The following is a 14792-nucleotide window of genomic DNA, read 5'->3' on the forward strand; positions in this document are numbered from 1 at the left end:
GAACAGCGAGCCGCGCCAGTACTGCAGCCGGTGTTCGTGATGGTGCCCGACGCAGCGTCGCTGGTGGCCCGGGGTTCGCCGGCTGCCGCCGGCAGCTGGCGCCGGACACCCACCTACGGCCCTCGCGTCCCGCTGATGGACGCCGTCCGGGTCGCGTTCCGGGTGTCGGGCCTGCTGCGGGGGTGGGTGCGTTCGGCGGAACGCAGGACGGTCATCGGGTCGAGCTGACCGGGGGATCTGTCATCGGTGGGCGGGCCGTACCCGGCTCGTAGCGCGATCGCTCCGCCCCGTCTCGACCCGGTCCGGGGTGCGATCCCTCCGGTTCGCCTGGTCACCCCGCCGGGGCGAGGTCGGGGCGGGCAACGAGAGCGGCCGCACCCGGGACCGGGTCGACGGGGCGCGGCGATCGGGCTACGAGCCGGGGAACGGCGCGCCCACCGGCAGCCGATCCCCGTGACGAGACCGCCCCGACCGCCGGGCGCCGGTCGCGTTCATGATCCGCGGTATCGGTTGGCCATGGCTGCGGCGACAGCTGTGGACAACCGATACCCGCGATCTTCCCCGCCAAGATCCGAGGTATCGGGCGTCCATGGTCGTGGAGACAGCCATGGACACCCGAAACTCCGGATCACGACCGCGCATCGACGGGCATGAGCTGGTACGCGTTGATCGACCGGGAGCCCTACCTGCCGTGCAGCCGGGCCGACGACCGGACACCGACACGGCGGCCGAACCAGCCACTGCCGCCGCCGACCAGGAACACGATCGCGACCTACCGCCGCAGCACGCCGGCCGGATGCGCCTTCGCGACGCTGATGGAGTTGGGAGGTACCTGCCGCTTGCGAGGGCACCACCTGGACGCCGCTCGCTACGGCCGGAGTTGTCATGCCCCTGCTAGTGTCCCGAACCGAAAGTCCACCACATAACTCGACGGCCCAGCTTCCCGCTGGCCGCACCGGCGAACCGCCCGAGTACGCCCGGTACGAGGCCGGCTCGCCGGCGCACCCAGCGGAAACCTGGATCCGCCGATTTATGCACCGGACTTCCGGTCAGGACACTAGCGGCGGTGGGAGGCGTCGCCGCCGAACGCCGTCAGGAACTCCTGTCGGAACGTGTCCATCCGCCACACGGGCGAATGCGGGCCGGGCCGCAGCCCGTCCTGCCACCGCCAGCCGTCGACCTGGTCGAGCACCTTCGGGTCCTTGGCGACGATCGTGATCGGGACGTCGCGGTTCTCGGTGGCGCCCGTGACGATCGGGGACGGCTGGTGGTCGCCGAGCAGCACGACCACGAGGTTGTCGTCGCCGTAGTTCCGGATGTAGGAGATGAGGCTGGTGAGCGAGTACTGGATGCTGCGGCCGTAGTCCTCGCGCACCTGGGCGGGGTCGCGGCCGAGGATGGCCTCGGGCTGCTCGGTCTGGCCGTCGAGGTAGTCGTACACCGAGCCGTCGCCGACCTGACCCCAGTCCTCCAGGAACGGCGGGAGCGGGGTCCACGGGGCGTGGCTGGTGACGAGCGGGATCTCCGCCATCAGCGGCCCGCGGTCCTTCCGGGAGCGCTCCAGGTCCTCGAAGGCCTTCAACGTGTACTGGTCGGGCATGGTCGCGAAGCTCATCCGCGGGCCCTTGTAGCCGAGCTGGGAGAAATCGTAGATCCGGTCGTAGTGGTACCAGGCGCCCTCGGGCCAGTCGAGGAAGACCCCGGGCATCACGCCGACCGTGCGCCAGCCTGCGCGGCCGAAGTCGGTGATGAGCGTCTGCCGGTCGGTGTGCTCCAGCGCGTCGTGGCGGTGCTGGCTGTCGACCCAGAGCCCGGACAGGAAGGTGGCGTGCGCGAGCCAGCTGCCGGCCCCGGTTGTCGACGAGGTGAGGTACGCGCTGCGCGCCGCGAACCCGGCGTCCTCCAGTTGCTTGGTGCCGTCGTCGAGCATGGCTCGCGTCGGCGGGCCGAGCTGGGGGTCGTCGAGCGCGACGCGCCCGTAGCTCTCGACGAACGCGAACACCACGTCCTTGCCCTGCAGCCCGGCGAGCAGCTGGTCGTCCGGCGTGCTCCGGAACGGGTCGACCGGGACCTCCGTCTCGAACTGCCGCAGGTCCAGCACGTCCCGGCGGACGTCCAGTGCCCGGTACAGGGCGAGGGTGGCGGTGCTGTCCGACGCGAGCTCGAAGTCGGGCACCAGCCGCGCGTCGGTCGTGAGGCACGCGGTCCACGCCGCCGTGACCACCGCGATGGTGCCGATCGCGGCCCGGCGGTGCGGCACCACGACGCAGCGGACGAGGCGCCCGACCGCCCACGTCGTGAGCGTGACGACGGCGACGGCGAGCACGACGGTCGCGATGCCGGCGGCGATCGCCCCGCCCTGGCCGATCGCCTCCCGCACGAAGATGGCGGCGTTCTCCAGGTTGCGCCAGTCCGACAGCAGGTCGAACGGGCGGTTCAGCGCGGCGAAGAAGCCCATGTCGAGGATCTTGAGGACGGTCACCGCGCCGAGGCCCGACCCGATCAGCCCGGTCACGGCCGGCCGGATCCGGCCGGGGAGGGCGAGCACGAGGGTGGCGGCGAGGAGCGCCTCGGCCGGTATGCCCAGGAAGGCACCCGGTGTGATCAGGTCGATGTCGTTCGGCAGGAGCAGGGCGCAGAACACGATCGCCGCGGCCACAGCGGTGAGCGCGGGCCCGGCGACGGGCCGGGGCGGGGTGCCGGTCACGAACGACAACACGGTGGGCGTCGGCGTCGGGTTCAGTGTGCCCCGGGCTCAGCGGACCGGCGGCGCCGTCGTGCTCCGGACGACCAGCTCCGTGGCCAGCTCGACGTGGTGGGAGTCCAGCGCTTCGCCCGCCGCCATCTGCAGCACGGTCTTGACCGCGACGCGCCCCATCTCGCGCAGCGGCTGGCGGACGACGGTGAGCGGGGGGGAGGCCATGCGGGCGAGCTCGGTGTCGTCGAAGCCGGTGACGGAGAGGTCGCGGGGCACGCGCAGGCCCCGCACCCGGGCCGCTTCGAGCACCCCGAGGGCGATGGTGTCGCACCCGCCGACGACGGCGGTGGGCCGTTCGGGCAGGTCGAGCAGCCGCGCGCCGGCACGCAGCCCGACGTCGTAGCGGAAGTGCTCGTTCTGCACGAGTTCCGGGTCGGCCGGGATCCCGGCGTTCTCGAGCGCGGCCCGGTAGCCGTGCAGGCGGGCCTGGTTGCAGCCGGACCCGGGCGGCCCGCCGACGTAGCCGATGCGCCGGTGCCCGAGCGTGAGCAGGTGCTGGGTGGCGGACAGGCCGCCGGCGAAGTTCGTGGACCCGACGCTGGTGACCTCGACCCGGGGGAGGCTCATGGGGTCGAGGACGACGAGGGGCAGCCCGGTGAGCGCGAGCGCGTCGATGTGGGCGCTGGTGAGGGCGCCGGTCACGACGATGACCCCGGCGCGCCCGCTGCCGGCGAGGCGGCGGGCCCAGTCCTGGGCCGTGCCGGCGGGAAGGCGGTCGTCGCCCAGCTGGCCGATCACGACCGAGGCGCCCGCCTCCTCGCCCGCGTGCACCACTCCCTCGATCACCTGCGTCGAGTAGGCGCCGAACTCGCCGTGGACGATCAGCTCGACGGTCGGGCCGGTGCCGGCCGAGCGGCGGGCGGTGGGCGACACGTAGGCGTGCCGGCGCAGCAGCTCCTCGACCAGCGCGCGGGTGTCGGGCGCGACGTCCTCCCGGCCGTTCAGGACCTTGGAGACCGTGGCGACCGAGACGCCCGCCGCCGCGGCGATCGTCGCGAGCGTGGTGCGTCCGGCCTGCCGGCCACCGGCAGACCGCTGCGATGCGGTCAGGAGGGCCTCCTTCGGCCTGTCGTGGGTAGGCGCACGGTAGCCCGTCGAGGCCTCGTTGCGGAAGATTTTATCGAAACTTTTCGGCCGATATCACCCGCATAACGGCGCTTGACGCCCGGAAGGCGCTCTCACTATGGTGCGTGAGCACTTGGTGTTTTCGAAAGATTTCGGAGCTGCCGACCGGCAGTTCCACCGTCCGGATCTAGCGGCCGCATCGATGCGGCCCGGCGCAACGGAGATCGACGTGGATCAGAACGGGTTCTCCCGACGGTCGTTCCTGGCAATGGCGATGGCCGCACCTATCGGCATGAGCGCGCTGGCGTCGTGCGGCACCACCGGCCCCGGCCAGGCTGCCAGCGGTGAGGCCAGCATCTGGTACCTCACGGGCCAGCCCCAGGAAGGCCTCCGCAAGGCGACGGTCGACGCGTTCAACGCCGCCCACCCCGAGGGCCGGCTCGCGGCGACGTTCTTCGAGAACGACGCGTACAAGACCCGCATCCGCACTGCGGTCGGCGCGAACCAGGCGCCATCGATCATCTGGACCTGGGGCGGCGGCGGGCTGCGCGACTACGTGAACAACGGCCAGGTCGACGACCTCACCGAGTTCTTCGCGCAGAACCCGGACCAGAAGGAGAAGCGCTTCGACGCGGCGTTCCCGGCCGCCACGATCGACGGGAAGATCTACGCGGTGCCCTGCGAGCAGGTGTCGCCGATCGTCATGTTCTACAACAAGCAGCTGTTCGAGCAGGTCGGCGCGCAGCCGCCCACCACGTGGAGCGAGCTGATGGCGCTCGTTCCGGTGTTCAACGATGCCGGCGTCGCACCGTTCTCGCTCGCCGGGCAGTCGCGGTGGACCAACATGATGTGGCTGGAGTTCCTGTTCGACCGCCAGGGCGGCCCGCAGGTCTTCGACGCCATCGCGGCGGGCGAGCCGAACGCGTGGTCGCACCCGGCCGCGATCGCCGGGCTGACGAAGGTGCAGGACCTCGTCCGGGCGAACGGGTTCGCCAAGGGCTTCCAGTCGATCGCCGCCGACGCCAACGCCGACCAGGCGCTGCTGCACCAGGGCCGAGCCGCGATGATGTTGCACGGCGCCTGGACCTACGGCTCGATGAAGGAGGAGGGCGGCGACTTCGTGCCGAGCGGCAAGCTCGGCTGGATCCCGTTCCCGGCGATCGAGGGCGGCGCGGGCGACCCGAGCACCGGCGTCGGCAACCCGGCTTCGTTCCTGGCCCTGTCCTCGCAGGCGAGCGAGGAGCAGAAGGCGATCGCGATGGAGTACCTCAAGAGCGGGCTGCTCACCGACGCCGACGTCGACGGGTGGGTCGCCAGCGGCGCCGTGCCGATCGTCAAGGGCGTCGACAGCAAGTTCTCCGGGCCCGACGCCCCGTTCCAGCAGTTCGTCTACGACTCGGCCACGCAGGCGAAGTCGTGGGTGCACTCCTGGGACCAGGCGCTGCTGCCCGGCCCCGCCGAACAGCTGCTCAACAACATCGAGCAGCTGTTCTCGCTGTCGATCACCCCGGAGCAGTTCGCGTCCAACATGAACGCGGTTCCCACGTCGTGACCAGCGGCTCGGTCGGCGTGCGGCAGCACGGGTCGCTCGCGTGGCTCGTGCTGCCCGCGCTCGCGTTCTTCACGGCGTTCGGGATCGTCCCGCTGATCGGTGTGCTCGTTCTGAGCTTCACCAGCTGGAACGGCATCGGTGAGATCACGCCGGCCGGGTTCGACAACTGGGTGGCGGTGCTCACGGACCCCGCGCTGCTGCACTCGCTCGGCGTCACATTCCTGATCATGGCGCTGTCCTGGCTGGTGCAGACCCCGATGAGCATCCTCGTCGGGGTGTTCATCGCGGGTCAGTCGCGCTACCGCACCGTGCTCGCGGTGCTGTACTTCACCCCGCTGCTGCTGAGCTCGGCGGCGATCGCGATCACCTACAAGGCGCTGCTGGACCCCAACTTCGGCCTCGGTGCCTCGCTGGGCATCCCGCTGCTGGTGCAGAACTGGCTGGGCGATCCCGTGCTCGCGGTGGCCACCGTCGTGTTCATCGTGTCCTGGCAGTTCATCCCGTTCCACTCGCTGATCTACCAGGGCGCAGTGCGCCAGGTGCCGGCATCGCTGTACGAGGCCGCCCGGATCGACGGCGCGGGCCGGGTCCGCCAGTTCTTCTCGATCACCCTGCCGCAGCTGAAGTACACGGCGATCACGTCGTCGACGTTGATGGTCGCCGGGTCCATGACTTTCTTCGATCTGATCTTCGTGCTCACCGTCGGCGGCCCGAGCGACGCTACCCGGGTGCTGGCGCTCGACATGTACCTGCGGGGGTTCCGGGGCAACGCGATGGGACCGGCGAGCGTGATCGCGCTGATCATCGTCGTGGTCGCGGTGCTGCTCGCGATGGGCATCCAACGCCTCGGCGGCAAGGACGCCAACGAGAGCCAGCTGGAAGGAGCCTGACGTGGCGACCCCGACCAGCACCGCCGCGGGCGCACCCCCGGAGGAGCGGGCCCAGGCCGCCCGCCGCGCGCAGGCGCCGCGGCGGCGCCCGGCGACCGCGCAACGGCCCAACTACCTCGCGGGCGTCATCAGCTTCCTGTGGCTGATCATCATCATCGTCCCGGTCTACTGGGTCGTCATCACCAGCTTCAAGCCGCAGACGGCCTACTACTCGAGCAACCCGATGCTGCCGGCCGAGCCGACGCTGGAGAACTACCGGACGGTGCTCGAGGCCGACTTCCTCACCTACTTCTCGAACTCGGTGATCGTGACGCTCGGTGCGACGGTGCCCGCCGTGCTGGTCTCGTTCATGGCGGCGTTCGCGATCGTCCGCGGTGGGCGCGGCCGGTTCCTGCGGTTCACCAACACCGTCTTCCTGATGGGGCTGGCGTTCCCGCTGCAGGCCGTGATCATCCCGGTCTACCTGATCATCATCCGGCTGAGCCTCTACGACAGCCACCTCGCGCTGATCCTGCCCTCGATCGCGTTCGCCATCCCGCTGTCGGTGCTGATCCTGGCCAACTTCATCCGCGACGTGCCGAACGAGCTGTTCGAGTCGATGCGGATGGACGGTTCCAGCGAGTGGGGCACGATGTGGCGCCTCGCGTTCCCGTTGACCCGGCCGGCGCTCATCACGGTGTCGATCTACCAGGGCCTGCAGGTGTGGAACGCGTTCCTGCTGCCGCTGGTGCTGACCCAGAGCCCGGAGATGCGGGTGCTCACGCTCGCGCTGTGGGCGTTCCAGGGCGAGTACAACATCAACATTCCCGCGGTGCTCGCGTCCGTGGTGCTCGCCACGCTGCCGATCCTCGCGCTGTACGTGGTCGGCCGGCGGCACCTCCTGGCCGGCATGACCGCCGGCTTCTCGAAGTGAAGGGATCTCCGTGACCGATCGGCAGGCTCTGGTGGTGCGCGGCGGCTGGGAAGGACACCAGCCGGTCGAGTCCACCGACTACTTCCTCCCGCACCTCGAGGCCAACGGGTTCACGGTGCGCGTCGAGGACTCGCCCAAGGTATACGCCGAGCCCGACTACATGGCGGACGTCGACCTGGTCGTGCAGTGCATGACGATGAGCACGATCGAGAAGGACGAGCTCGCCGGCCTGACGGGCGCCGTCGCGAACGGCACCGGGCTCGCGGGCTGGCACGGCGGGATCGCCGACTCCTACCGCAACTCCAGCGACTACCTGCAGCTCATCGGCGGGCAGTTCGCCTGCCACCCGCCGAAGGCACCCGAGGAGCGCAAGGGGGAGCAGGCGGACTACTTCATCCCGTACCGCGTCGAGATCGCCGGGGACCACCCGGTCACGGACGGGATCGGGGACTTCGACCTCGTCACCGAGCAGTACTGGGTGCTCTCCGACGAGTACAACACCGTCCTGGCCACCACCACGCTCGCCAAGAACGAGTGGGAACCGTGGCACCGGCCGATCACCTCGCCCGCGATCTGGACGCGGGACTGGGGCAGGGGCCGGGTGTTCGTCTGCACACCGGGGCACGACATGAACGTGATCCAGGATCGATGTGTCACCACGATCATCCAGCGGGGGATGCTGTGGGCGGCGCGCTGAGGGTCGGGATCGTCGGTGCGGGGAACATCTCGGGGCAGTACTCCGCGAGCCTGGCCCGGCTGCCCCAGCTGCAGGTCACGGCCGTCTGCGACCTGCAGGCCGACCGGGCCGCGGCGCTCGCCGCTGCGCACGACGGCGCCCGGGTGCTCGACCTGCCCGGCCTGCTCGCGGACGGCGACGTCGACGCCGTGCTCGTCCTCACGCTGCCGGCCACGCACGCCGACGTCACCCTCGCGGCGCTCGCCGCCGGCAAGCACGTCTACGTCGAGAAGCCCCTGGCCGCGTCGGTCGCGGAGGGGCGCGAGGTCGTCAAGGCGGCCGCCGGGGCCGGCCTGCGGGTGGGCTGCGCCCCGGACACGGTGCTCGGAACGGGCGTGCAGACCGCCCGCGCCGCCGTCGACGCCGGCCGGATCGGCACGCCGCATTCCGCCACCGCCTTCATGACCACTCCCGGCCACGAGCGCTGGCACCCGGGCCCTGAGTTCTACTACCGGCCGGGCGGCGGCCCGTTGCTGGACATGGGGCCCTACTACCTGACGTCGCTGGTGCAGCTCCTGGGCCCGGTCGTGCGGGTGGTCGGCGCGTCGGCGCGCCCGTCCGCCACCCGGACGATCGGCTCGGGCCCGCGGGCGGGCACGTCGTTCGACGTCACCGTCGACTCCACGATCACCGGGATCCTCGAGCACACGTCCGGCGCGCTGTCCACGCTGGTGATGAGCTTCGACACCTGGGCGGCGCGCCTGCCCCGCATCGAGGTGTACGGCACCGCGGGCTCGCTGTCGGTGCCCGACCCGAACCACTTCGCGGGCCCCGTCGAGCTGTACTCCGCCTCGGCCGTCGACGACGGCTGGGTGGACATCGGGGCCACCGCGGGCTACGTCGACTCCGGCCGCGGGTACGGGCTGGCGGACATGGCGCTCGCGATCGCGGAGGGCCGGCCGCACCGGGCGGGCGACGAGCTCGGCCTGCACGTCCTGGACGTCATGGAGTCCGTGCAGCACGCCGCCGACACCCGGACCTCGGTGCAGCTCACCACCACCTGCGAGCGGCCGGCCGCCGTGGCGGGCATAGTGGATCTCTCGCAGGGTCCTGAACGACTCCGGCCGTAGCGAGCGTCGCGCAGTAGCTTGACCAGGACCGGGTTTCGGGCGGGTCGGCGCCTGATGATCGATCCGAGATGCGGGAAACCGCCCCCACGGAGGGTGTTGCCGAATTGGGGGCGCGCTGCCCAGGCTTGATCAGCGCATGCGGTTCTCAGGCCGCACCCGTGCGGCTCTGTGACCGCACTCGTCGATCACGGTCGCCGCGGGATGGACTCCGGGGCGTTCAGCGGAACGCGGCACCCCGGTCGCCGGCCCCGGCCGGCCGCTGCGAGCAGTACGTCACGGTCGCGACCACCGCGCTGGTGTGCTGCTCGGGCCGATCATGGGCTGTGAGTCGCATTTCAGCGTGGCTGCGGTGGGCGCGCCGTGCCCGGCCGGCCGCTGCTGCCCCGCCTCGCGTCGCCGGCTTCGTGTGCGTGCGCTCCGGTTCGTCGACTCCGTCGCCTGGGGTGGGTGGCTGGGTTGGGTGCACTACCGGATCCTGGGGTGTCGGCGGCGCGTGAAAACTGACCCCTTTACGGCGGGTGAAAGTTGACCCCCTCCACCAGATCGTTCTCAAGATCAGGAGGGTGCTGAGCGTGGAGGACTGGGCCGAGATCCGCCGGTTGCACCGGTCGGAGGGGTTGCCGATCAAGGCGATCACCCGGGTGATGGGGTGTTCGCGCAACACGGTGCGCGCGGCGCTGGCCTCAGATGGGCCACCGAAGTATGAGCGGGCCCCGGCGGGGTCGATCGTGGACGCGGTGGAGCCGCGGATCCGGGAGCTGTTGGCGGCGTATCCGACGATGCCCGCGACGGTGATCGCGGAGCGGATCGGGTGGACCCGGTCGATCCGGGTGTTGCGCGACCGGGTGGCCGAGTTGCGGCCGGCGTATCTGCCGCCGGACCCGGCCTCGCGCACCAGCTATGTGGCCGGGGAGATCGCGCAGTGCGACCTGTGGTTCCCGCCGATCACGCTGCCGGTCGGGTTCGGGCAGGTCCGCAAGCCGACCCAGCTGCCGGTGCTGACGATGGTGACCGGCTATGCCCGGTGGCTGTCGGCGGTGCTGATCCCCTCGCGGAAGGCGCAGGACCTGTTCGCTGGCTGGTGGCAGCTGCTCGAGCGGCTGGGGTCGGTGCCGCGGGTGCTGGTGTGGGACGGTGAGGGCGCGATCGGGCGATGGCGCGGCGGGCGCAGCGAACTCACGACCGAGTGTCAGGCGTTCCGCGGAACGCTCGGGGCGAAGGTGCTGATCTGCCGGCCGGCCGACCCGGAGGCCAAGGGTCTGATCGAACGCGCGCACGACTACCTGGAGCGCTCGTTCCTGCCCGGCCGCACCTTCGGCTCACCGGCGCAGTTCAACACCCAACTCGCCGACTGGTTGGCGGTGGTGAACACCCGGCCTCGCCGCGCTTTGGGCTGCGCCCCGAGCGATCGGATCACCGCGGACCGTCAGGCGATGCTGGCGTTGCCACCGGTGGCGCCGGCGACCGGGTGGCGGGCCTCGACCCGGCTGGCCCGTGACCACTACGTCCGGTTGGGCTCCAACGACTACTCGGTCCATCCCGGCGTGATCGGCCGCCGGATCGAGATCATCGCCGACCTCGACCGGGTGCGAGCCGTCTGCGAGGGCAAGCTGGTCGCCGACCACGAGCGGATCTGGGCGTGGCATCAAACGATCTCCGACCCGGAGCATGTCTCGGCGGCGAAGGTACTGCGCCGCAAGCGGATCGGCATGGTGCGTCCCGCTCCGGAGCCGCAGGTCGAGCAGCGGCGCCTGTCCGATTACGACACCGCACTCGGCCTCACCGACCTCGACACAGGCATGGACACCGGTGCCGGCGAGGGCGGGGTGGCCTGATGCCCACCCAAATGAAGGCCAGCCAGCGGGATCTGGTCGCCGAGGTCGCCTACCTGACCCGGGCGTTGAAGGCGCCCACCCTGCGCGAATCGGTGACCCGGTTGGCCGAGCGGGCCCGCGCCGAGGGCTGGACACATGAGGAGTTCCTGGTCGCTTGCCTGCAACGGGAGGTCTCGGCGCGGGAGTCCCACGGCGGCGAGGGCCGGATCCGGGCCGCGCGGTTCCCGGCCCGCAAGAGCCTGGAGGAGTTCGACTTCGACCACGCCCGCGGCCTCAAACGCGACACCATCGCCCACCTGGGCACCCTCGACTTCGTCACTGCCCGGGACAACGTGGTGTTCCTCGGCCCACCCGGCACCGGCAAAACCCACCTGGCCATCGGCCTGGCCATGCGGGCCTGCCAGGCCGGGCACCGGGTCGGGTTCGCCACCGCCGCCGAGTGGGTCGCCCGCCTCGCCGACGCCCACCACGCCGGCCACCTGCAAGCCGAGCTCACCAAACTCGCCCGAATCCCGCTGCTCGTGGTCGACGAGGTCGGCTACATCCCCTTCGAACCCGAGGCCGCGAACCTGTTCTTCCAGCTCGTGTCCTCCCGCTACGAACGCGCCAGCCTCATCGTCACCTCCAACAAGGTGTTCGGCCGCTGGGGCGAAGTGTTCGGCGACGACGTGGTCGCCGCCGCCATGATCGACCGCCTCGTCCACCACGCCGAGGTCATCGCCCTCAAAGGCGACAGCTACCGACTCAAAGACCGCGACCTCGGCCGCGTCCCCGCGGCCACCACCGACGACACATGACCAACCAAGGGGGTCAACTTTCAGATGCCGCCAGAGGGTCAAGATTCGCGCGCCGTTGACATGGGGTTGCGTTGGCGGCCGTCCCCGGTTGTAGGGCACGCCGGTTCTGGACGAGCCCGTTGCTGCTGGGTGCGCGCGGACTATCCGGTGGTCCCGTCACACCCACCACGGCTCCGGTGAGTTCGATTCGGCAACACCCTCCACGAGGACGCAAAACCTGGTCTCGCAACGATCATGCCCGGCAACGTGGGCGTGTGCATGGTCATGTCGACCCCTTGGGTGTTCGATCCTTACTCGAGACGCGTGGGATCGACTTGATCATGAGGCTTCGGTTCGGCGCGCCCCTACTTGCTCCCGCTACGCTTCCGGACGTGACACCGGACCAGAAGATCGCCGCGCAGATGCACGGGCATCCGGCGATGGCCGGGGTGCAGGTACTGGTGCTGCACGGATCGCGCGCGCGCGGAGACGAGGGCGCGGCTTCGGACTGGGACTTCGGGGTGCTCACCGACGGCACGACCGATCTCGTCGGGTTGTCGGCCGCACTCACGAGCGCCCTGGGCACGGACGCCGTCGACCTCGTCGACCTCCGCCGTGCGAGTGCGCTGCTCCGGTACCGCGCCGCGCGTGACGGCGTGGTGCTCGTGGAGCGTGGCGAGGGCACGTTTCGCGAGTTCCAGCTCGAAGCGGTGCACTTCTGGTGCGATGCCGGCCCGGTCATCCGCGCGGCCCAGAACGACGTGCTCGCGGCGCTCGGATGACGGATCGGGTCGATCGGGAGCTTCTGGCCGAGCGAGCGGCGGCCGTGGTGCGGCACCTCGATCGGGTGGCGGAGCACCTTCCGGCGGATCCTGACGATCTGCGCCCGTTGACCTCCGCGACGGACACCGTCGTTCTACATCTCTGGCAGGCGGTGCAGGTCGTGATCGACCTCGCGGTCTCGACGTGCGTGCGGCTCGGCCTCGGTAGCCCGCCCACGTACGGCGACGCATTCCGGCAACTGGCAGAGGTCGACGTCATCCCCGACGCCCTCGCGGAACGCCTCGGGCGTGCTGCCGGGTTCCGCAACCTCGTCGTGCACGGGTACGGCCGGCTCGACCTCCGGCGCGTCCACGCCATCGCATCGGCCGGCCCGGCGGACCTGAGGGCGTTCCTCGCGGCTCTGCGGGATCGTGCCGACGACACCCGGTCCCGGTAGCGCTCGGTCGTCAGATCGTCCGGCCGTACTCGAGGTTGTGCGGGGCCAGCGCGGGGTCGGTGCCGAAGTAGACGTGACGGGACATGTCCTCGGCGTACCGGCTGGCCGGGGGTGTGCGGCCGAGTGCCTCTGCCATGGCGCGCACGTGGTGCGGGGCCGCGCCGCAGCACAGGCCCAGGTAGCGCACGCCCACCGCGGCGGCGGCGCGGGTGAAGTCGGCGATCTCGAAGCGGTTGCAGGTGAAGGGGTCCAGGGCGGTGGGGAACGGCCGCCCGGAGGGCGGCGGGTACGCGGTGTCGACCAGGCCCTGGAAGTTGGGGTGCTCCGCGTCGGTGCGGTAGGGCACCGGCAGCGCCGCCACCGGGACGTCGACGGCGGCGACCAGCTCGGCCAGCAGGGGGAGCATCGTGGCCGGGCCACGCCCGCAGTTGAGCCCGACGACCGCCGCACCGGCGCCGGCGAGCCGCCGCATCGCCTCCGGCAGCGGGACGCCTTCGCGGGTGGCCGCCACGTCGTGCAGGTTCAGCGTCATCACGGCCGGCAGGCCGGCCTCGCGGACGACCTCCAGCGCGATCATCGCCTCGTCGAGGAAGCCGAACGTCTCGCCGATGACGAAGTCGACGCCCGCGTCGGCCGCCCAGCCGACCTGCTCGGTGAACATCCCTCGTACCCGGTGGGCGCTCGATCGGTCGGCGGGGTCGAAGACGTTGGTGTTGCAGACGTCCCCGGCCAGGAGGGTGCCGGTGGCGGCGGCCACCCGGCTCGCCAGCGCGAGCGCCTGCCGGTTGAGCGGTTCGAGGAGGTCCTCCTTGCCGATGAGCCGCAGCTTCTCGCGGTGGGCGTAGTAGGTGAACGCCTCGACGACGTCCGATCCCGCGTGCACGAACTCCTCGTGCAGGGCGGTGACGCGCTCGGGGCGCTCGAGCACCACCTCGGGGACGAAGGCGCCCGCCTGCAGGTAGCCGCGGCGTTCCAGCTCGAAGAGGTAGCCCTCCGCGCAGACGACGGGCCCGTCGGCGAGCCGGTCGGTGAGGGATTCGGTGATCGGTCGGGACAACGTGCCACCTCCGCTGCGCCGCCCGGCCGCTGGTGGGCGGTATCGATCTACGGGAGCATCATGGGGACGATGAGTGTTGCCGCACGGGCAACACCGTTTCCCAATCTTCGAGGACCGTAGCATGACCAGCGGAAACGAGCGAACAGAACGGCTGATCTCCGGGGTGGAGCGGGCCGTCTCCGTCCTGATGGCCCTCTCCGACGGGCCGGGGCAGCTGGGCACCAACGAGCTCGCCCGGCGCACCGGGATCAACGCGAGCACGGTCTCCCGGCTGCTCGCCACCCTCGCCCGGGACGAGCTCGTGCAGCGGGTGCCGGCCACGGGGCGCTACCGCCTCGGGCTGCGGCTGATCCAGCTCGGCAACGCCGCGCTGGCCGGGGTGGAACTTCGCGAGATCGCCCGCCCGCACCTGCTCGCCCTCATGGAGTCCACCGGCGAGACCGCGACGCTCTCGGTGCCGGCGGGCGACACGGCCGTCACCGTCGACTTCGTGCAGAGCCCGTCGACGGTCCGCAGCGTGGCCGAGGTCGGGCGGCCGAGCGTCATGCACGCCACGTCGACCGGGAAGGTCTACCAGGCCTGGACGGGCGCCCCGACCCCCGCCGCGCTGCCCGCGTTCACGCCGCACACGATCACCGACCCGGACCGGCTCGCCGAGGAGGTGGCTCGGGTCCGGGAGCAGGGGTGGGCGCAGGCGCGGTCGGAACGGGAGGTCGAGCTGCACGCCGTCGCGGTGCCGGTGCTGGATCCGCGTGGCGACCTGGTGGCGATCCTCGCCGTGCAGGGCCCGGCGGGCCGGTTCACGAAGGACGTGATGGCGGCGGCGGTTGCGAGTCTTCAGGAACGGGCAGCGGCATTGTCGGCGACGCTCATGTGAGAGGTCTCGACTGTGTTGCCGCTCGGGCAGTCGCCTTGTGCCCC

Annotated in this window: 14 protein-coding genes; 11 read left to right on the top strand and 3 right to left on the bottom strand. The window is 71.1% G+C overall.

Annotation, left to right across the window (positions count from 1 at the left end; all coding sequences use genetic code 11):
- Nucleotides 1-39: 39 nt before the first annotated feature.
- Entirely contained in the window at nucleotides 40-228 is a 189-nt protein-coding gene (locus ACU436_RS11730) for a hypothetical protein (RefSeq protein WP_459024480.1), read from the top strand.
- An 829-nt stretch (nucleotides 229-1057) separates the two neighbouring features.
- Here ACU436_RS11730 and ACU436_RS11735 read toward each other — a convergent pair.
- Together ACU436_RS11735 and ACU436_RS11740 are read right to left on the bottom strand one after the other, a co-directional pair.
- Nucleotides 1058-2707: an alkaline phosphatase family protein gene (locus tag ACU436_RS11735; RefSeq protein ID WP_459024482.1), complete on the bottom strand. Its 1650-nt coding sequence runs from the start codon at nucleotides 2705-2707 to the stop codon at nucleotides 1058-1060.
- Between the two features lie 48 nt (nucleotides 2708-2755).
- The gene (locus ACU436_RS11740) at nucleotides 2756-3808 is read right to left on the bottom strand and encodes a LacI family DNA-binding transcriptional regulator (RefSeq protein WP_459025673.1); all 1053 of its coding nucleotides are present in this window, start codon (nucleotides 3806-3808) and stop codon (nucleotides 2756-2758) included.
- A gap of 244 nt (nucleotides 3809-4052) precedes the next feature.
- Here ACU436_RS11740 and ACU436_RS11745 point away from each other — a divergent pair, with 244 nt between their 5' ends.
- The 9 genes from ACU436_RS11745 to hepT all read left to right on the top strand — a co-directional run bounded on the left by ACU436_RS11745 (nucleotide 4053) and on the right by hepT (nucleotide 12814).
- Nucleotides 4053-5375 (top strand): extracellular solute-binding protein, encoded by a 1323-nt coding sequence (locus tag ACU436_RS11745; RefSeq protein ID WP_459024484.1) that lies wholly within the window; start codon nucleotides 4053-4055, stop codon nucleotides 5373-5375.
- Nucleotides 5372-6265 (top strand): carbohydrate ABC transporter permease, encoded by an 894-nt coding sequence (locus tag ACU436_RS11750; protein WP_459024486.1) that lies wholly within the window; start codon nucleotides 5372-5374, stop codon nucleotides 6263-6265. Before ACU436_RS11745 ends, ACU436_RS11750 begins: the two co-directional genes overlap by 4 nt.
- A gap of 127 nt (nucleotides 6266-6392) precedes the next feature.
- Entirely contained in the window at nucleotides 6393-7178 is a 786-nt protein-coding gene (locus ACU436_RS11755; protein ID WP_459025675.1) for a carbohydrate ABC transporter permease, read from the top strand.
- A gap of 10 nt (nucleotides 7179-7188) precedes the next feature.
- Nucleotides 7189-7875, top strand: coding sequence for a ThuA domain-containing protein (locus tag ACU436_RS11760; RefSeq protein ID WP_459024488.1), 687 nt, complete (start codon nucleotides 7189-7191; stop codon nucleotides 7873-7875).
- Nucleotides 7860-8984 carry a Gfo/Idh/MocA family protein gene (locus ACU436_RS11765; protein ID WP_459024490.1) on the top strand — a complete coding sequence of 375 codons (1125 nt, stop codon included), beginning with the start codon at nucleotides 7860-7862 and terminating at the stop codon, nucleotides 8982-8984. The genes ACU436_RS11760 and ACU436_RS11765 overlap by 16 nt, the downstream gene beginning before the upstream one ends.
- 563 nt (nucleotides 8985-9547) lie before the next feature.
- On the top strand, nucleotides 9548-10819 hold the full coding sequence (gene istA, locus ACU436_RS11770) for an IS21 family transposase (protein ID WP_459024492.1): 1272 nt from the start codon (nucleotides 9548-9550) through the stop codon (nucleotides 10817-10819).
- Nucleotides 10819-11616 carry an IS21-like element helper ATPase IstB gene (gene istB / locus ACU436_RS11775; RefSeq protein WP_459024493.1) on the top strand — a complete coding sequence of 266 codons (798 nt, stop codon included), beginning with the start codon at nucleotides 10819-10821 and terminating at the stop codon, nucleotides 11614-11616. The genes istA and istB overlap by 1 nt, the downstream gene beginning before the upstream one ends.
- Nucleotides 11617-11987: 371 nt before the next feature.
- Nucleotides 11988-12377, top strand: coding sequence for a type VII toxin-antitoxin system MntA family adenylyltransferase antitoxin (gene mntA / locus ACU436_RS11780; protein ID WP_459024495.1), 390 nt, complete (start codon nucleotides 11988-11990; stop codon nucleotides 12375-12377).
- Complete coding sequence (gene hepT / locus ACU436_RS11785; RefSeq protein ID WP_459024496.1) at nucleotides 12374-12814, top strand: type VII toxin-antitoxin system HepT family RNase toxin; 441 nt, start codon at nucleotides 12374-12376, stop codon at nucleotides 12812-12814. The genes mntA and hepT overlap by 4 nt, the downstream gene beginning before the upstream one ends.
- Nucleotides 12815-12824: 10 nt before the next feature.
- Here hepT and ACU436_RS11790 read toward each other — a convergent pair whose 3' ends face one another.
- Nucleotides 12825-13871, bottom strand: a complete 1047-nt coding sequence (locus ACU436_RS11790; RefSeq protein ID WP_459024498.1) for a homocysteine S-methyltransferase family protein — start codon at nucleotides 13869-13871, stop codon at nucleotides 12825-12827.
- A 121-nt stretch (nucleotides 13872-13992) separates the two neighbouring features.
- Here ACU436_RS11790 and ACU436_RS11795 point away from each other — a divergent pair, with 121 nt between their 5' ends.
- Nucleotides 13993-14748, top strand: coding sequence for an IclR family transcriptional regulator (locus ACU436_RS11795; RefSeq protein WP_459024500.1), 756 nt, complete (start codon nucleotides 13993-13995; stop codon nucleotides 14746-14748).
- Nucleotides 14749-14792: the final 44 nt, after the last annotated feature.

Source organism: Pseudonocardia wallangbongensis, from assembly GCF_054486945.1.